General features: G+C 46.2%; 22 protein-coding genes and 1 tRNA gene. 6 read left to right on the plus strand and 17 right to left on the minus strand.

The window, feature by feature from the left end; translation table 11 throughout:
* Nucleotides 1-10: 10 nt before the first annotated feature.
* Complete coding sequence (locus tag AB3N00_RS16675; protein ID WP_413035589.1) at nucleotides 11-637, plus strand: YktB family protein; 627 nt, start codon at nucleotides 11-13, stop codon at nucleotides 635-637.
* Between the two features lie 119 nt (nucleotides 638-756).
* Here the strand turns inward: AB3N00_RS16675 and AB3N00_RS16680 are convergent, their stop codons facing one another.
* Nucleotides 757-2,049, minus strand: coding sequence for an MFS transporter (locus AB3N00_RS16680; RefSeq protein ID WP_413035590.1), 1,293 nt, complete (start codon nucleotides 2,047-2,049; stop codon nucleotides 757-759).
* A gap of 176 nt (nucleotides 2,050-2,225) precedes the next feature.
* On the opposite strand from AB3N00_RS16680, the gene AB3N00_RS16685 reads away from it, so the two are divergent.
* Nucleotides 2,226-3,701, plus strand: a complete 1,476-nt coding sequence (locus AB3N00_RS16685; protein WP_175395757.1) for an aminotransferase class I/II-fold pyridoxal phosphate-dependent enzyme — start codon at nucleotides 2,226-2,228, stop codon at nucleotides 3,699-3,701.
* Between the two features lie 157 nt (nucleotides 3,702-3,858).
* Here AB3N00_RS16685 and AB3N00_RS16690 read toward each other — a convergent pair whose 3' ends face one another.
* The 9 genes from AB3N00_RS16690 to AB3N00_RS16730 form a co-directional block, all read right to left on the minus strand.
* Complete coding sequence (locus tag AB3N00_RS16690; RefSeq protein ID WP_413035591.1) at nucleotides 3,859-4,176, minus strand: DUF1292 domain-containing protein; 318 nt, start codon at nucleotides 4,174-4,176, stop codon at nucleotides 3,859-3,861.
* 98 nt (nucleotides 4,177-4,274) lie between these two features.
* Nucleotides 4,275-4,829, minus strand: a complete 555-nt coding sequence (locus AB3N00_RS16695) for a copper amine oxidase (RefSeq protein ID WP_175395725.1) — start codon at nucleotides 4,827-4,829, stop codon at nucleotides 4,275-4,277.
* A 227-nt stretch (nucleotides 4,830-5,056) separates the two neighbouring features.
* Nucleotides 5,057-5,257 carry a hypothetical protein gene (locus AB3N00_RS16700; RefSeq protein ID WP_413035592.1) on the minus strand — a complete coding sequence of 67 codons (201 nt, stop codon included), beginning with the start codon at nucleotides 5,255-5,257 and terminating at the stop codon, nucleotides 5,057-5,059.
* A 100-nt stretch (nucleotides 5,258-5,357) separates the two neighbouring features.
* Entirely contained in the window at nucleotides 5,358-6,098 is a 741-nt protein-coding gene (locus AB3N00_RS16705) for an SDR family oxidoreductase (RefSeq protein ID WP_413035593.1), read from the minus strand.
* A gap of 4 nt (nucleotides 6,099-6,102) precedes the next feature.
* Nucleotides 6,103-6,717, minus strand: a complete 615-nt coding sequence (locus AB3N00_RS16710) for a TetR family transcriptional regulator (RefSeq protein WP_413035594.1) — start codon at nucleotides 6,715-6,717, stop codon at nucleotides 6,103-6,105.
* Between the two features lie 188 nt (nucleotides 6,718-6,905).
* Entirely contained in the window at nucleotides 6,906-7,085 is a 180-nt protein-coding gene (locus AB3N00_RS16715; RefSeq protein ID WP_413035595.1) for a hypothetical protein, read from the minus strand.
* A gap of 102 nt (nucleotides 7,086-7,187) precedes the next feature.
* Nucleotides 7,188-7,754: a YdhK family protein gene (locus AB3N00_RS16720; protein WP_413035596.1), complete on the minus strand. Its 567-nt coding sequence runs from the start codon at nucleotides 7,752-7,754 to the stop codon at nucleotides 7,188-7,190.
* A gap of 194 nt (nucleotides 7,755-7,948) precedes the next feature.
* Entirely contained in the window at nucleotides 7,949-8,368 is a 420-nt protein-coding gene (locus tag AB3N00_RS16725; RefSeq protein WP_413035597.1) for an organic hydroperoxide resistance protein, read from the minus strand.
* A 325-nt stretch (nucleotides 8,369-8,693) separates the two neighbouring features.
* A tRNA-Val gene (locus AB3N00_RS16730) sits at nucleotides 8,694-8,766 on the minus strand.
* A gap of 140 nt (nucleotides 8,767-8,906) precedes the next feature.
* On the opposite strand from AB3N00_RS16730, the gene AB3N00_RS16735 reads away from it, so the two are divergent.
* The 3 genes from AB3N00_RS16735 to AB3N00_RS16745 all read left to right on the plus strand — a co-directional run bounded on the left by AB3N00_RS16735 (nucleotide 8,907) and on the right by AB3N00_RS16745 (nucleotide 10,181).
* Nucleotides 8,907-9,155, plus strand: a complete 249-nt coding sequence (locus AB3N00_RS16735) for a hypothetical protein (RefSeq protein ID WP_413035598.1) — start codon at nucleotides 8,907-8,909, stop codon at nucleotides 9,153-9,155.
* 236 nt (nucleotides 9,156-9,391) lie between these two features.
* A complete protein-coding gene (locus AB3N00_RS16740) occupies nucleotides 9,392-9,835 on the plus strand; it encodes a GNAT family N-acetyltransferase (RefSeq protein ID WP_413035599.1) in 444 nt (147 codons plus the stop codon).
* Between the two features lie 109 nt (nucleotides 9,836-9,944).
* Complete coding sequence (locus tag AB3N00_RS16745) at nucleotides 9,945-10,181, plus strand: DUF3892 domain-containing protein (protein WP_413035600.1); 237 nt, start codon at nucleotides 9,945-9,947, stop codon at nucleotides 10,179-10,181.
* Nucleotides 10,182-10,370: 189 nt separating this feature from the next.
* On the opposite strand, the gene AB3N00_RS16750 is transcribed toward AB3N00_RS16745, so the two are convergent.
* The 4 genes from AB3N00_RS16750 to AB3N00_RS16765 form a co-directional block, all read right to left on the minus strand.
* Entirely contained in the window at nucleotides 10,371-10,652 is a 282-nt protein-coding gene (locus AB3N00_RS16750) for a hypothetical protein (protein WP_413035601.1), read from the minus strand.
* Entirely contained in the window at nucleotides 10,646-10,858 is a 213-nt protein-coding gene (locus AB3N00_RS16755; protein WP_175395735.1) for a hypothetical protein, read from the minus strand. The genes AB3N00_RS16750 and AB3N00_RS16755 overlap by 7 nt, the downstream gene beginning before the upstream one ends.
* A gap of 250 nt (nucleotides 10,859-11,108) precedes the next feature.
* Nucleotides 11,109-11,429 carry a DUF3889 domain-containing protein gene (locus AB3N00_RS16760; protein WP_413035602.1) on the minus strand — a complete coding sequence of 107 codons (321 nt, stop codon included), beginning with the start codon at nucleotides 11,427-11,429 and terminating at the stop codon, nucleotides 11,109-11,111.
* Nucleotides 11,430-11,503: 74 nt separating this feature from the next.
* Nucleotides 11,504-11,776 carry a hypothetical protein gene (locus AB3N00_RS16765; RefSeq protein WP_413035603.1) on the minus strand — a complete coding sequence of 91 codons (273 nt, stop codon included), beginning with the start codon at nucleotides 11,774-11,776 and terminating at the stop codon, nucleotides 11,504-11,506.
* Nucleotides 11,777-11,991: 215 nt separating this feature from the next.
* On the opposite strand from AB3N00_RS16765, the gene AB3N00_RS16770 reads away from it, so the two are divergent.
* The gene (locus tag AB3N00_RS16770) at nucleotides 11,992-12,894 is read left to right on the plus strand and encodes a manganese catalase family protein (RefSeq protein WP_413035604.1); all 903 of its coding nucleotides are present in this window, start codon (nucleotides 11,992-11,994) and stop codon (nucleotides 12,892-12,894) included.
* Between the two features lie 164 nt (nucleotides 12,895-13,058).
* Here AB3N00_RS16770 and AB3N00_RS16775 read toward each other — a convergent pair whose 3' ends face one another.
* The 3 genes from AB3N00_RS16775 to AB3N00_RS16785 all read right to left on the minus strand — a co-directional run bounded on the left by AB3N00_RS16775 (nucleotide 13,059) and on the right by AB3N00_RS16785 (nucleotide 15,394).
* Complete coding sequence (locus AB3N00_RS16775; RefSeq protein WP_413035605.1) at nucleotides 13,059-13,646, minus strand: DUF3221 domain-containing protein; 588 nt, start codon at nucleotides 13,644-13,646, stop codon at nucleotides 13,059-13,061.
* Nucleotides 13,647-13,750: 104 nt separating this feature from the next.
* A complete protein-coding gene (locus AB3N00_RS16780; RefSeq protein WP_413035606.1) occupies nucleotides 13,751-14,065 on the minus strand; it encodes a hypothetical protein in 315 nt (104 codons plus the stop codon).
* 297 nt (nucleotides 14,066-14,362) lie between these two features.
* Complete coding sequence (locus AB3N00_RS16785) at nucleotides 14,363-15,394, minus strand: FecCD family ABC transporter permease (protein WP_413035607.1); 1,032 nt, start codon at nucleotides 15,392-15,394, stop codon at nucleotides 14,363-14,365.
* Nucleotide 15,395: the final 1 nt, after the last annotated feature.

The following is a 15,395-nucleotide window of genomic DNA, read 5'->3' on the forward strand; positions in this document are numbered from 1 at the left end:
AGGAATACAGATGACTTTCTCGGGTTTTAACAGTAACGATTTTGATGTATTTCAGGTTCCCGGGTTGGAACCGCGTATGGAAATGCTGATTGAACGGGTCCGGCCCAAGCTGGAAGAGCTCGGTACAGAGCTTACACCTTTTCTTACTGAGTTAAGTGGAGAAGAGATGTTTGTTCATGTGGCCAAACACGCGCGCCGTACCGTCAATCCGCCAAAAGATACGTGGGTAGCCTGGGCATCTTCCAAACGGGGATACAAAGCACTGCCTCACTTCGAAGTGGGCATGTTCGATACACATGTGTTTGTCATTTTTGCCATCATCTACGAAAGTCCGAATAAGACAACGTTCGCAGAAGGCCTCGAACGCCAGTTGAACGAAGTCCGCAGCAGCCTGCCTGGTACGTATTACTGGTCCATGGATCATATGGCGCCCCACGGTACACTGCAGAAGGACATGCAGAATGAGGATTTTGATAAAATCATTACGAAGCTGAAGACGGTGAAAAAAGCCGAAGTGATGTGCGGTCTGCGCATCGATCGTGATGATCCGCTTGTTGCTGACGGGGACAAGTTTGTGGAGACGGTGCGCTCGACGTTCACAACGTTACTCCCACTGTACAAGATGTCTTTTGCTTAATTGGTAAAAATTCTGACCATCAACAACATTTCAGATAGAAATGACTCTCGAAATGTTGTAGCGTTTATAACAAAAGGAGTTCCAATACCGATTATACCGGTACAGGAACTCCTTTTATTTCATTTGGCCGGTGCTGTGCGATACGGTCTTCGTGATAACACAAAATGCACAATCGCAAGCCCTGCCATGACTATGGCACTTCCGATAAATGGTGCGGGGTGGCTGATATGATCCCACAGCAATCCTGAAACGATTGGCCCTACGACCATGCCGGATCCCTGGAGGGTGAGGAAAAATCCCCAGATCGCTCCGCGTTCTCCCTTCGGGATGAGAGTGGCCACGAAGGTGTTCCATGCCGGCAAAATCATCGCATAACTCACCCCAACCAGCATGACGATGCCGAAAACAACCGGGATGGATGTTATTAATGCAAATGCGAACAGACTTGCAGAGGCCAGCAAAAAGCCCATATGCAGAAATAGGGATGTTCCGAACCGATCCACCAATTTACCCACGGGAAGCAATGCAATGACCGTTATCCCGCCACCTGCAATGAGCAGCAAGCTATAGAGGTTGGGTGAAATATGCAGGTCTGTTCGGGTATACAACGTAATGACCGGACTGAGCAGGCCAATCACAAAAGATTGCATGAACAGGGCTGGATATACGAGTGGATTCACATTAAGCGTGCTGCGTACCCGCTGCAGAGTGCCCTGAACGCTCTTTTTGAGCCTGATCAATGGTGTAAGCAGGGTCGGCTTCGGCGGAACCTTAACCGCTGTTCCCGTCGTTTCTGCTGCGGCATGCTGACCTTCCACCACGACGCGGCCCGGAAGAATCATGGCGACCAAAATAACGAGAACTGCACAGCCAAGAAGCACCAGAAATACAGTACGATAATCGTGATCCGTGCGCTCAAGCAGCCAGTTCATGCCCACCGGTCCAAGTCCTGTTCCACCCAGAGCGGCCATTTCCAGCGCCCCCATGGCTGTTCCGTTTTTGTTCTGAGGTCCTGATAGGGCAGTCACCCCGGTCATGGCACAAGGCCAGAGTGGGGAAGTCCCCACACCCAGAATCAGACAGGCCATGGCAAGTCCAAAAGCACTTTTGAAAAATATAATCATGATTACAGCGATCAATGTACAGATCAGGGCCGTCACCATCGTTGCACGAAACCCGATACGTTCGGCTGCCCAGCCCGATGGAGCCCGGAACAGATTATCACCCAGGTATTGCAGGGCAAAGGCCACACCAATTACTCCTGCAGACAAGCCCAAAATATTATCCATATACACTGGCAGAATGGCGACCAGCAGAGCTCCTTTAATCACTTCAACCAAAAAAAGTGTCAGCCACATCGCGATAAAAAACGGTGATCGCAAAATTTTGGCTGGTTTTGTATCTGTATGCATTCTTTTTCCCCTTTCGGTGTTCACTGGCCCATTTCCTATCCATACTGTAACCGTCAGGAACACGACCAAATCTTAGCAATTTGAAAATTTGTCAAGCCGACCGCTTGCATTCGGTTCTTAATTTGCTATACTCATCTTTGTTTGACATTTTATCAGGAAAGGTTGTGACAGCACTGATGGATCACCGCCGTACGCCGCTGTTTACCGCTTTAAAAAATCACGCGGCACTCAATCCGGTGCAATTTCATATCCCGGGACATAAAAAAGGGTTGGGAACGGATACCGAATTTCGTGAATTTATCGGCGATAATGCCCTCTCCATAGATTTGATCAACATCGCTCCGCTGGATGACCTTCATCAGCCTACCGGTGTCATTGAGGAAGCGCAGATTCTGGCAGCCGATGCTTTCGGAGCCGATTATACCTATTTTAGTGTGCAAGGCACAAGCAGTGCGATCATGACCATGATTTTGTCGGTATGCGAACCGGGTGACAAGATTATTGTGCCCCGGAACGTGCATAAATCGGTCATGTCTGCCATTATTTTCTCAGGTGCGAAGCCTGTATTTGTCTCTCCTGCACAGGATGCCAATCTCGGTATCGACCATGGCGTGACTACAGGTGCTGTACGACGTGCGCTTGAGCGCCATCCTGACGCCAAGGCATTGCTGGTCATTAATCCAACGTACTTCGGTGTATGTACAGACCTGAAAGAGATTGTCGAACTGGCACACAGCTACCAGGTCCCTGTACTGGTGGATGAAGCACATGGCGTGCTCATTCATTTCCATGAGGATCTGCCGCTGTCTGCAATGGCTGCCGGAGCAGACATGGCTGCAACCAGTGTGCACAAGCTGGGCGGTTCCATGACACAGAGTTCCGTGCTGAACCTGAACACCAAAAATGGATTCGTGAATCCACAGCGTGTACAGACTATTCTCAGTATGCTGACTTCAACGTCCACTTCGTATATCTTGCTTGCTTCACTTGACACGTCAAGACGCAATCTGGCACTGCATGGTCACGAAATGGCGCAAAAGGCAATTGATCTGGCCCAGTTTGCCAGACGCACCATTAATGATATTGACGGACTATATTGCTTCGGCAAAGAGCTGCTCGGTACTGAGGCAACCTTCAATTATGATCCAACCAAAGTAACCATTCATGTTCGCCACCTGGGTATCACAGGGTATGAAACGGAGAACTGGTTGCGGGAACATTACAATATCGAGGTCGAGCTTAGTGATATGTACAATATTCTGTGCCTCATCACTCCTGGCGATACGGATGAATCTGTGGATATCCTGCTGAACGCACTACAGGATCTGTCCCGTACGTATTATCAGGTGAACCCTGCACATGAATTGGTGGTTAAGGTTCCAGACGTGCCACAATTGATGCTCACACCTCGTGATGCGTTCTATGGGGATACGGAAGTCATTCCTTTCAAAGAATCGGCAGGACGCATTATCTCTGAATTTATTTACGTGTATCCGCCGGGAATTCCGATCCTGCTGCCAGGTGAGGTTATTACTCAAGAGAACATCGACTACATCATCGATCATGTCGAGGTTGGATTGCCGGTCAAAGGTCCTGAAGACCGCAGCGTGACAAATGTCAAAGTCATTGTGGAAGCAGATGCGATTTTCTAACGCCACGTGATGATATCGAAGGACCAAGCTCTGGCTTGGTTCTTTTGTTTTTGGAGTGCAAGCAACATGCACTGGAATACATACGAATACACGTAATAAAACAAACAAAAGGCCCCTTGAAATCAAGGAGCCTCGTTGTTCTATTCCATAAGTTAAATTACTCTTGTCCTGCAACGAGCTCGTTGTATGCCGCTTCAACACGGTTCCACTCGGCTTCGTCTTCAATATTGTAGAGCACCATTTCCTCGTTTTCTTCTTCCATACGCAGGATGATGCCGTCAGCTTCAGGATTGTTACGTTCCAGTAGGAGCGCATAAACATGGTTTTCCACGTCAAACGTCTCCACCAAAACCATCTCCACGTCATTTCCGTTCTCGTCTGTCAGAGTCAGAAGAACTTCTTCATGCTCGTGGTCGTGGTCATGGTCGTGACCGCAGCCGCAGGCATCGCCGTGTTCATGTGTGTGATCGCTCATTGATATACCTCGCTTTGTAAATAGAAATTGTGTAACCTTGCATATCGTAACATGTTCGCAGAGCTAGGTCAATTTACTCAGCAACGTTATTTTTCGCTTCAATCGTTTAGCGCGGTAATGATTTTCTCAGCCACCAGCACGTAATTGCTGTTTGCATTTTCTTTAATATAAAAGCCGACCTGGTATTTGCCCGCACGGCTAAAATCATACGTAAAATCGTACGTTCGGAACCAGAAATTATCCTTCTGGGTTTTGAGCTCCTGAGACTGGATATCCTTCACCTGTCCACTCGGATTGGTAATCGTCACCTTCACTGCAGCTACATCCGTTGTTAAGCTGTCCACTTGAGAAAACACATTGAATTTCAATTTGCCAACGTTCACATTGCCAAATACCGTGTCTCCCTTAAACAGAAAAATATGTACATTCGGCTTAATCACCGTTACTCGCTTGTTGCTGTTATCCCATTTGGCGATCCCTCCTGCTTCTCTCACAGGTACGTAGGTCGTTCCATCAATTAGATAACCTCCATCAGCTGCTTCCTTGCCGTTAATGAGAACCCGAATCTTCTCGTTTACGGAATCCGCAAACAATAAAGACCCGCCGAGCAAGGAGAATACCGTGACACACAGCAATATTCTTTTCCATTTCATTCCGTCAATATTCCCTCCCCTGCTGCAAGCTGTTGTACATTTATACTGCAGGTTTCACTACAAAGTTGCGCTGTTTTTCATCATTTTTCATTTTTTATCCAGAAAATTTACCACCCCTTGGAACGATCAAAAAAGAGGCATTTCTCATTCGAGATCGCCTCTATAACTTGGTTATTGTAAATCCGTGCTTACACGAACTTATCCTGGGATATTTCAGCGTTACATGGTTAGGATGTGGTGTGTCGAGTCAGGATGCATGGAACCCCTTTACCCACTGCCCCTGGCGTCCGCATGCGTGCGGCATAATCCATGCCTTGTACACAGGGCGTCTTACATCGCTCACATACATCCGAGGTGACCAATTTCATGGATACACGGAGTTTGTCACTTTTTAACGCTGGTGCCTTTTTGCCTTTTGCCTTTGCCATCCCGGATTCCCCATTTCCGCAAGTGCTTACTGATGTAGTGCATCATATGGGGATTCGCCCGGTTTGGTGTCAAAGCCGTGAACTATTCCGATGTAAAAGTTTAGATAAAACCGCCGTTTACACGCATTGTCTGTCCAGTGACCCATTGGGATTCAGGGCTGACGAGGAAAGAAATGACGCTTGCGATATCCTCCGGCTCGCCCAAGCGACCAAATGCATTCATTTTACGCAACCCTTCCAGCTGCTGTTCGGTCTTGCCGACGGCAAACAGTTCCGTATTCACTGGACCTGGCGCTACGGCATTAATCGTAATTTGTTTGGACCCAAACTCTTTTGCAAGCTGACGGGTAATTTGCTCCACTGCCCCCTTGGTTCCTGCGTACACACTATATCCAGGAAACATCTGTCCATTCACGGAGGTTGAGAAGTTCACAATTCGCCCTTTGTCCTCCATATACTTCAGCGCTTGCTGACAGGCAAAAAACGTGCCCTTCACATTAATCGCAAACTGCTCGTCAAACTCTTCCTCGGTCACTTCCGCCAGAAGGGTCGTTTTCATAATCCCCGCATTGTTGATCAGAATATCCACTTTGCCCAGCTGGTTAATCGTTTCGGAAAATAAACGCTCCACCTCATTTTTTCGTGCCAGATCAGCCTGAATGGTAATGGCACGAACGCCCTTTTGCCGTGCAATTTCTGCCACTTGCTCAGCCTTGTCTGGGCTGTTCGCATAGTTGATGACGACATCTGCTCCAAGCTCCGCGAGCTGTTCCGCAATGCTCCGTCCAATTCCCCGCGACGAACCTGTTACGATGGCGACTTTACCTGATAATTTTTTCATAAAATTAATCCCTCCCTATGTTTAGATGAAGCATTCCTAGCACCACCAGCAACCAGACCTGCTCGAATTCCTCATCAATCGTCTGACTATGCCATTCATAAGCATGTGCCGGGTGATGAAAGCGAGCCGTTGCATGTAAGATTGCTGCCGCTACTTTTCCAGGGCTCTTTATATTAAGATGGCGATCCTGCTGTATAATCTCAGTCAAATGCTGTGTTAACTGCTCCACATGTCTGTAAATAATATCTGCTGATTCCTGTGTGACCCTGGCATACATTTCAAATAACTCTGTGTCAGAACTCGCATAATGACGCTTAAGTTGAATCAAAGTCTCGATGTATAATTTTAGATGTTGTATTCTTTCTTCCGGGTTACTTCTCTCCCGTACGACTTTCCCGAGTGGAGCAATAATCTCATCTTCCAGCCACTGCGCAGTTACGCCTTCGAGCAATTCCTTCTTGCTGGCATAATGTCTGTAAATGGTTCCATGACTCACCCCAAGTAATTTGGCTACATCTGTAACGGAAGTTTTGGAAACGCCATAACGCCTGATCGTTTCCTGCGCAGCTGTAATGATTTGCTCTTTAGTTAGAAATTCAGAAGCTTTGTCTTTTGCCATATCAACGAGATGATTTACGTTTAACCATCTACTTGTCACCTCCACCCTGAGGTTAGATTATCACAGATTTTAACAAATGACAAATAATGATTTTTGTCATTTGTTATCGATTGAGTATGTATGGATTGCTCAAAACAAAAAAAAGAGCCCATCATGAGCTCTCTACCTATTTTCACTTATGAATTGACTTAGAAAACGTACTTAAACAATAAGAATAGAACCACCAGAATTCCGCCAAGAATCAGCCAGTTGCTGATTTCCCACCAAATGCCCTTACCTCCACCCGACACGAGCTGTTGTTCACGCTCATGATGACGCTGACTGTGTGTTTCGGTCTCCGAGGCATGGGGTGGCTTGCTAAAATCCATCATATGCATCCCCCTCTCCAGCACTTTTTTTCATCAAATTCCATTATAACCCATAATTGAGTACAGAATTAGTTATTCATCTAATCTTAGTGATTCTGTAATCTATTCGGCAGACAATTCACTCTCTGTAACCCATTTATGATTTTTCACCAAATGCCCGCCGCTGGATGGTGTGTAGTCCACCATATATACTGTCGTTTGTTCAGCGGAATCAATGGTGGCCTTGGCCCCATCCATACCAGACATGTGATCAGCGTTCAGTACAACATCCGTTCCGGCTGCATAGGGTTGATCTGTATGATCCTGGATCTCCTCCTGGACCACCCATTTGTGATTCTTCACCGGGTCTCCCCCCGTTGTCGGTGTATACGTAACAGCATAAGCGGTCGTTTCATACGCTCCAACGATCGTCGCTTGGGCCCCTTTCATTCCAGACATATGGTCGGCACTCATTGTCACCTGGCTGCCGACAGGATATGTAGGATCGGTCATTTCCTTAATCCCTTCTGGCAGCTCTCCCGAGTCGGAATGGTGCATTTCTCCCGTAGTGGCTGCATGATCGTTACTGCTGCTGTTCTGATCTGCGCTTTCACTTTTGCCACATCCACTTACCATTAGACTTCCAGTGATCAACAGCGTCATCATCATCATCATTGCGTACTTCTTCATAGTTACACTCCTTTGGGTTATGAATCTCAATGTTAATAATATACCCCATACGGGTATATTTCAATCGTTATGCTTTTCCCATTACTGGTTTAAAAATAAAAAACACCTTCAACATCGGTATCCCTTTTTTGCCAAAGGACAGCCGTTTGAAGGTGCTTTAGATTTCTGAGTGAGCATTTATGTGATCTACGTAATTACGCCATTTCTACAGTTACATTCACATTACCTTTGATGCCTTTGGAGTATGGGCAATAGTCATGGGCCAGTTTGACAAACTTATTTGCTGTCTCCTCGTCCAAGCCTTCGATTTTAACTTCCAGCTCAACTTCCAACTTCACTCCGTTATCTGAAGGATCCGTAACAAGCATTACGGTTGCAGCTACTGTGCTTCTCTCAATTTCCACCTTATGTTTCTTCAATTGAAACTCCAAGGCAGAGTTAAAGCAAGCACTGTATCCGGCTGCAAACAGCTGTTCCGGATTCGTAGCCGTGGTCACTTGGCCGCCAAGCTCTGGAGGTGCAGCAACATCCAGCATAAACACGTTATCCGGCGATTGCACGATCCCTTGACGTCCACCTGTATTAATTACTGTTGTTTCATATAATGTTTTCATTTTTATTTTCTCCTCTGCATGATTATTTTTTATTTTTTGTTAAGTGATTATTCTTTCGTTTTGTTTACAATTAGATTGTACACAATTTAATTGTGGTTGTAAATAATTATTTGTAATAAAAAAAGAAGCCGCCCATCTGGCGACTTCTGATTTTTTGTATTTTATTTCAATAGGTACCTTATAGAAATGGAAGACCTCGCTCCCTATCAGACATGAACGAATATTATCGTTCCTCCCCAATCTGCTCTAAAAGATCTCTCTAACTTCCTTTTCATGTTCACTCTAAATAAGAAAAAAGCCCTTGCTACGCAAGGACTTTTCGTTATGATCTGTAGTGGGCTCGAACCACTGACCCCTACCCTGTCAAGATAGTGCTCTCCCAGCTGAGCTAACAGATCATGATATCATATGGTTTTCCAATGAAGTAACAGTATCATACCAAGTAAACGCGTACAATGTCAATGGTTTTGTTGGTTATAATCAATGAAATTAGAGCAAACTAAGGAATGATTACCATTTCAACCACGAGGTGACCTTTGTGCAAAACGTAAAATATCGTAAGCCGCAGTTACATAACAAAAGATTTGGCTTCACACTGACCCTTATCATACTCGTCGCTCTCACGATTTCTGCCTGCAGTCTAGAGCGAGATGAGCATACAGTACAGTTCCAACAATTACAGCAACCCAATGAAACGGATGATCTGCCGGTATGGCTTGACGTCTATTCCAAATCCGTCAATCAGGATGTTTACTCACCTCAGGGAGACAGTGAATTTTTGCCCTGACCTGCTGCAATCCTCACTCATCTTCGTCCCATTTCCTGGAGTAGGCTTTTTTGGTCACGTAATACAATAAAGCAATCATTCCGGCGGACATTAAGAGTGTAATGGTCATAATCCCTGCCATGCCCATCACTCTCACCTCCTCTCCCATTATGTTCCAGACTCAACTATACAGGAAAAGCGATTTTTTGTATAATGCAGTCTGATATGTCTCGCATGAGCAGAAAGAAGGAATGGAATTGGCAGCCGAAATTAGTTATGTAACGACAGAAGAACAACTCCAGCAAGCATTGGGCATTCGCCATCACGTTTTTGTATTGGAGCAGCAGGTGCCTGCAGAAATTGAAATTGATCAATATGACGTCATCAGCCCTGATGTACACCATGTGTTATTAAGTACAGACGGACAGGCTGTAGCCACAGGACGCCTTATCTACTACAGCAAGGACACCGCCAAAATGCAGCGAATCGCTGTGCTCGAGTCTCATCGTTCATTCGGTTATGGACGTGTTCTCCTACTGGCCATGGAAGAGCGGGCACGCGAGCTTGGCCTGGCTTACTCTGTGCTGGATGCTCAATGCCAGGCACAGAAATTCTATGAGAAACTTGGTTATGAAGTGATTTCGGAAGAACCTTTTTATGACGCAGACATTCTGCACGTCCGCATGAGAAAGAGTTTGTAAAACCTTATCCCTGGTGTGAATCTACATGTAATGCATACTTATCTTTGATTCGGACAGGCTAAAGAGGAACTCAAATTCCCATTTAGTCAGACAAGGAGAGTGTGACATTATGGATCAAACGACACGCGAAAGCTTCACGGCAGTACAAAAAAATGGTGACGGCAATCTGACTGGCTTTCAAACTTCATCCGGACGCATACTGGATTACCAACAAGCCCTGACAGAAGTACAAGCAGGAGCCATTGCCGGTGTGAATGTATTCAAAGGTAAGGATGGGGAAATGTACATTCGTGGTGACGCGGACGGCGACCCATCCAACAATCTCGACCAACTCCCTACTTTTTAAATCAGTATTTTGCATCATTCGATTCCACCCGCTCCGGGGTTCAATATATAGACGAATAGGACCATTTCGATCTATATATTGAAGATGGAAGTCGCTTATTGGATTTATGCAAAATGCTCAAATAAATGAACGCGCAAGCGCCAATCCGGCATACCGGGTTGGCGTTTTTAATTCTATATGATGTCTTTCCTAGTACTCCAAAAAATATTTTACAGCATCGCCGGCAGGCTGGCTTTTGCGGATCGGCTGCGGCTCCTGTTCCCATGCCTGCAAGATTTGTATCCCTTCCAGGGTGGACTTGTTCTCCCACACAATATGCTGCCTGCGCTCAAGTTCCAGCAATGATTCGTGAATGAGTGCCCGACTTCGTCCCGTCTTATTCTCCAGCTCATCCATTCGGGGCACACGTCGCCGCTGTCCAGCATAATTGACGATAATTCGTAAAATTTTACGTTCAAAATCGTTTAACATATCCCTGCCTCCCCATCCTTATGAAGTACCGGACGCCATGCCAGAACGCCTTGCTCCAGAAATGTTCGGGGTGACCCGTCTGCGCCTGCGGATGCTCTGATCCTCCCCCCATGCACACTGTTAATTCGAATCTGCCGCTGCGTGATATGCCCTGCACGATCCATGTACACGAGTTCCACCATCTGACCAATATACTTTCCCAGCATAATCATCCCTCCAATAAGAACGTTTGTTTGTATATCCTATTATATGCGAACATAAGTTCTTTATTCAATGACTAAAAAAAGGATTTTTATACAGGGGATTTTGCATATATCCATTTAGCGATTTCTAACATTCAATATATAAATCAAGGTTTTTTTTCGTCCATATAGGGGCTAGAAGAATCGAATAATGCGAAATAACGACAGTAAAAAACCAGACTTCACCTCTGTATCAGGGAAGCCTGGTTTTTCTTTAATGTCGGTCTGATTCACTGAATTGGACTTTTTTTAACTGCTGCGTATTCGGATTAAAATCAACATTGACATACACTGCAAATTGTTTGCCGTCTTTGCCCCGCACCCACAACTTGAACTGTTCTCGGGATTGATTGGCCGTCAGTGAGGTGCGTCCAATGTGTTTGTAGTCCAAGATGTCCACATTATACTTGGTCTGTGTTTCTTTTACTGCGATGATTCCCCATTTCGCATAATCGGGAACGGGTGCCGCTAAACTGGTGGTTAGTCCCGTCAAACTCAGCATAACCGTCATCAGGGTAACGATGAACATTCTCATATCAATCACTCCTTGGGGCTTGTTTTCGTTAGCCTGCCCTGGGGGAGTTCGTTTTACACCATTAGGTAGATGATTTAGTTTAGAGGCTGCTGAACCCAGCGGACAATCTGAATAATGATTTGATGTCGATTCAATGGAGGATTGAAACTTGCTCCCCAGTCCCCTGACCACAGATCATTCGTTGGATAAGGATCAGACGGCTTATCCAGTCCGTACTTTTCCTCCAGAGCCTCTCTCGTTTGTTGATCCAATTCTACTTGGTGATTAACATATGCAGTAACCTGCTCGCCGGAATGAAATAAAAAAATACATATAGCAAATGCAGCGATAAACCAACGTTTAAACAAAAACTTGTCCTCCCTTTTGCTTCCATAGCAAAAAATATCTAGTTGTTCTGATTGTACTTGTATTGCATTTAATTGGAAACCAGAAATCCAATATACTGCGTACGTCTTTAGGCCCAATTATGATATCTTGGGTTTGATTTCCATGTTCTATGTGTAATAGGCCTTGATGGCGCACTCTACTATCTGAACACCCATTTCGAGGAGGTTATGCCCGAATGTTCAAACGAATGGATGAAATCTTGATTGAGATCCCCAATGTCGAGAAGCCCGATCCAAATGCAGCCGCATCCATACAGGAGCTGCTGGGTGGCAAATTTGGAGAAATGTCAACGTTGAACAACTACCTCTATCAGTCGTTTAATTTTCGTTCCAAGGAAAAATTGAAGCCTTTCTATGACCTCGTCATGAGTATTACAGCCGAAGAGCTGGGTCACGTGGAGCTGGTGTCCCACGGGATTAACCAATGTCTCAGAGGTTCCACCGAGTACAAGGAGCCAGATGATACTCCTTTGGGTTCCGTGAAGGATGCACGTCTATCCTATCACTACCTGGCAGGGGCACAGGGAGCCATGCCTTTTGACTCCATGGGCAATCCGTGGACTGGTGCAAATGTGTTCAACAGCGGCAACCTGGTCGAGGACCTGCTGCATAACTTTTTCCTCGAATGCGGAGCAAGAACACATAAGATGAAAGTTTACGAGATGACCGACCATCCCGCGGCCCGGGAAGTTGTTGGTTTCCTGCTCGTACGCGGCGGTGTACACGTAGTCGCCTATGCCAAAGCGCTTGAAATTGCAACCGGGGTGAATGTAACCAAATTGGTTCCGATCCCTTCTCTGAACAACAAAGCATTTACCGAAGCCCGGAAATACGAAGAAAAAGGTGTACACACGAAGCTCTATACCTATAGCGATAAAGACTTTAATGCCATCAGCCAAATTTGGAAAGGAACACACCCTGAAGATGGACAACCTCTGGAAGTCATTCAAGGTGTTCCAGAAGGATTCCCGATTCCTGAAGCACCTGCGGTGGAAGAAGAATTTGCTCCTGGCATTTCCCATGAGGATTTCGCAGAAATTGCACGTCGTCTGAAAATGGCAGGTAACATTTCGGATTGATAAGCATTAGCATAATCATGACATACATTATATAAGCCCTCGTATCCTGCCAAAAAGGGATCTGAGGGCTTATGTTTTATACTTACTCTTGAATCTCGTCTGCGTTATCTATGAATCAGAGCCCCATTTCTATCCTTCTCGACCCCACAATTGATCAGCTCTTTTCATTCGCTTTCATGTTTTTGCACCGGTTCTACCGGCTCCACGTCTCGAACCTCGAGTTCAACCTGCGACTGATCTTGATCCACTGCCAGCGCATCTCGCATGCGCACTTTCCAGGTCCCTGTACCCGCCTGAAACTCGACATCTTCAATGACGGGAACGCTTATCTTTTCTCCATCAGGCAGATAAAGTCCGCCGCGAATTGCATCCGCCTCACTGATCTTTGCCCCATCCGGAGTAGCGGCGGTATATTCCGCAATGGATTCTGCTCTTGCCCGACCTGGATAAGGCTCATTCTCAGGGCCTCCGTCCGTCCAGATTTCAACATAGGATCCCACCTGTGGATCAGGTGCGTTGGAGAACCATTTTGCCGGATAATATCGACTTGCCCCTCCATTGGAACCGAAATCCTCATATTCCGGACTTACAACAAGGATAGAGTCATCTTTGCGATCCACCACATAGCCGGTAAACCCTTTCTCTTTAGGAGCATCTGGTGGCGGCTGTACTTGTTCATCTTGGATCTGTCCCGTACATCCTGTAAGACTTATGACCACGATCAATACGAGAACTACAACACGATTGGACATATGTAAATCCCCCTCTTTGTGATACAACAACTTTGGCCACTCTTTCTCTCTAAGTAAACGTCCTCTAACGGCCCAATGTTGCAAGAAAAGAGCATAGACACCATTCACTTCCTTTGGTACCTCTTGTACCCATACCTTCCCCATACAATCAATCCCACACAACATAAAAGAGCACAATACCCCCAGGCAAACAGCATCGCAATACCCAGCCCAATATTGGCATCCAGACGCTCATCGGTTAGTTTGGTGTATAAAGCAAAACCCAACGGCAGGGCTCCCACCACAAATAGTCCGGTTAACCACCCACGCCAACCTCTGTATCCCTTCTTTCCATCCATTACAGATTGCTTTTTGATGCCTTGATGCAGGATGATCAGAAGTAGAATAAATATCAGCCACGTGCCTAGAATCTGCAGCATCTCGTTCTCCTCCAAGGAAAGTAAATCCTCTTATTTTTATCCAAAGCCTTTTCACCTGTCTATCTATTGTATTTTCGCCCCTCTCCGGTAATTAATCACATCGAAAATAATCCAAACAAGCAATTTGCATAAACCCAAAGAGAACTTCCAAGCACCAATGTATAGATCGAAATGGTCTATTCGTCTATATATTGCCCTTGGAGCGAGTGGAATCGAATATGCAACTTGCTGGGACAAAAAAGCCTTCGAACAGCTCTACAAGAGCCATCCGAAGGCGTTCCTTTACAATTAGAATTGCTATTTAGATCTGCTCAACAAATACAGGAAGTACGGTGCACCGAGGATCGCAACCAGAATTCCGGCCGGGATCTCGGATGGCTGCAGAATGACACGGCCCAATGTATCCGCAATTAGAACAAGCAGCGCACCAACCAAGGCAGATGCAGGCAAAAGAAACTGATGTTTTGGACCAACGAGACGTCTGGCCAAATGCGGCCCGATCAGGCCCACAAAACCAATTCCTCCACTAACGGATACGCAGGTTCCGGCAAGACCTACAGCAGCAGCCAGCAGGATCAGCCGCTCACGCTCAACAGGCGCACCGAGACCACTCGCTGTCTGATCCCCAAGGTTCAGCACATTCAGCACACGCGCCTTATATAGAACAAGTGGTATGAGAACAACGAGGAATGGCAGAAGTGCGGTGACGAATTTCCAGTTTGAGCCCCAAATGCTGCCCGCCATCCAAGTCGCCACAAACTGATATTTCTCAGGGCTAAGTCGAAGCGTAAGTACAATCATCGCAGCACTGATCCCAGCGGCTACACCAATCCCTGTAAGCAGCATGCGGGTAGGCATGATGCCCTCTCCTTTTTTATATGAAAGTACATAAATGAGGAAAGCGGCAAAACTGGACCCAATCAGGGCCAGAATCGGCAGCAGAAATACAGGAGCCGCCGTTGTCGTCGGGAAAAAGGATACAAACAGCATGACGACGAGTCCGGCACCAGCGTTAATGCCAAGTATACCGGGATCCGCGAGTGCATTGCGGGATACGCCCTGCAGAATACATCCGGATAATGCAAGACCGGCACCAACCATGATTGAAATCACGATGCGGGGCAGGCGGAACTCAAACAGAATGAGCTCCTGCTTCGCCGTTCCACCACCAAATAAAGTACGAAGCACCTCAAACGGGGTTAGCCTGGTAAACCCGGTGTTCATGCTGATAATAAAAGCAGTTATAATCAACGCACCAAGTACAATCATGACAATGGTGCTTTTTGTTCTCTTTTTACGCTCTGCACCAGCGAGAGTTGAGGATCCCATA

This window comes from Paenibacillus xylanilyticus, from assembly GCF_047246825.1.
GTDB lineage: Bacteria > Bacillota > Bacilli > Paenibacillales > Paenibacillaceae > Paenibacillus > Paenibacillus xylanilyticus_B.

What these genes read in the sequence shown, in the direction of transcription:
- AB3N00_RS16675 (WP_413035589.1), top strand. Translation starts at nt 11, where the DNA reads ATGACTTTCTCGGGTTTTAACAGTAACGATTTTGATGTATTTCAGGTT.
- AB3N00_RS16680 (WP_413035590.1), bottom strand. Translation starts at nt 2,049, where the DNA reads ATGCATACAGATACAAAACCAGCCAAAATTTTGCGATCACCGTTTTTT.
- AB3N00_RS16685 (WP_175395757.1), top strand. Translation starts at nt 2,226, where the DNA reads ATGGATCACCGCCGTACGCCGCTGTTTACCGCTTTAAAAAATCACGCG.
- AB3N00_RS16690 (WP_413035591.1), bottom strand. Translation starts at nt 4,176, where the DNA reads ATGAGCGATCACACACATGAACACGGCGATGCCTGCGGCTGCGGTCAC.
- AB3N00_RS16695 (WP_175395725.1), bottom strand. Translation starts at nt 4,829, where the DNA reads ATGAAATGGAAAAGAATATTGCTGTGTGTCACGGTATTCTCCTTGCTC.
- AB3N00_RS16700 (WP_413035592.1), bottom strand. Translation starts at nt 5,257, where the DNA reads ATGGCAAAGGCAAAAGGCAAAAAGGCACCAGCGTTAAAAAGTGACAAA.
- AB3N00_RS16705 (WP_413035593.1), bottom strand. Translation starts at nt 6,098, where the DNA reads ATGAAAAAATTATCAGGTAAAGTCGCCATCGTAACAGGTTCGTCGCGG.
- AB3N00_RS16710 (WP_413035594.1), bottom strand. Translation starts at nt 6,717, where the DNA reads ATGGCAAAAGACAAAGCTTCTGAATTTCTAACTAAAGAGCAAATCATT.
- AB3N00_RS16715 (WP_413035595.1), bottom strand. Translation starts at nt 7,085, where the DNA reads ATGGATTTTAGCAAGCCACCCCATGCCTCGGAGACCGAAACACACAGT.
- AB3N00_RS16720 (WP_413035596.1), bottom strand. Translation starts at nt 7,754, where the DNA reads ATGAAGAAGTACGCAATGATGATGATGATGACGCTGTTGATCACTGGA.
- AB3N00_RS16725 (WP_413035597.1), bottom strand. Translation starts at nt 8,368, where the DNA reads ATGAAAACATTATATGAAACAACAGTAATTAATACAGGTGGACGTCAA.
- AB3N00_RS16745 (WP_413035600.1), top strand. Translation starts at nt 9,945, where the DNA reads ATGGATCAAACGACACGCGAAAGCTTCACGGCAGTACAAAAAAATGGT.
- AB3N00_RS16750 (WP_413035601.1), bottom strand. Translation starts at nt 10,652, where the DNA reads ATGTTAAACGATTTTGAACGTAAAATTTTACGAATTATCGTCAATTAT.
- AB3N00_RS16755 (WP_175395735.1), bottom strand. Translation starts at nt 10,858, where the DNA reads ATGCTGGGAAAGTATATTGGTCAGATGGTGGAACTCGTGTACATGGAT.
- AB3N00_RS16760 (WP_413035602.1), bottom strand. Translation starts at nt 11,429, where the DNA reads ATGAGAATGTTCATCGTTACCCTGATGACGGTTATGCTGAGTTTGACG.
- AB3N00_RS16770 (WP_413035604.1), top strand. Translation starts at nt 11,992, where the DNA reads ATGTTCAAACGAATGGATGAAATCTTGATTGAGATCCCCAATGTCGAG.
- AB3N00_RS16775 (WP_413035605.1), bottom strand. Translation starts at nt 13,646, where the DNA reads ATGTCCAATCGTGTTGTAGTTCTCGTATTGATCGTGGTCATAAGTCTT.
- AB3N00_RS16780 (WP_413035606.1), bottom strand. Translation starts at nt 14,065, where the DNA reads ATGCTGCAGATTCTAGGCACGTGGCTGATATTTATTCTACTTCTGATC.
- AB3N00_RS16785 (WP_413035607.1), bottom strand. Translation starts at nt 15,394, where the DNA reads ATGGGATCCTCAACTCTCGCTGGTGCAGAGCGTAAAAAGAGAACAAAA.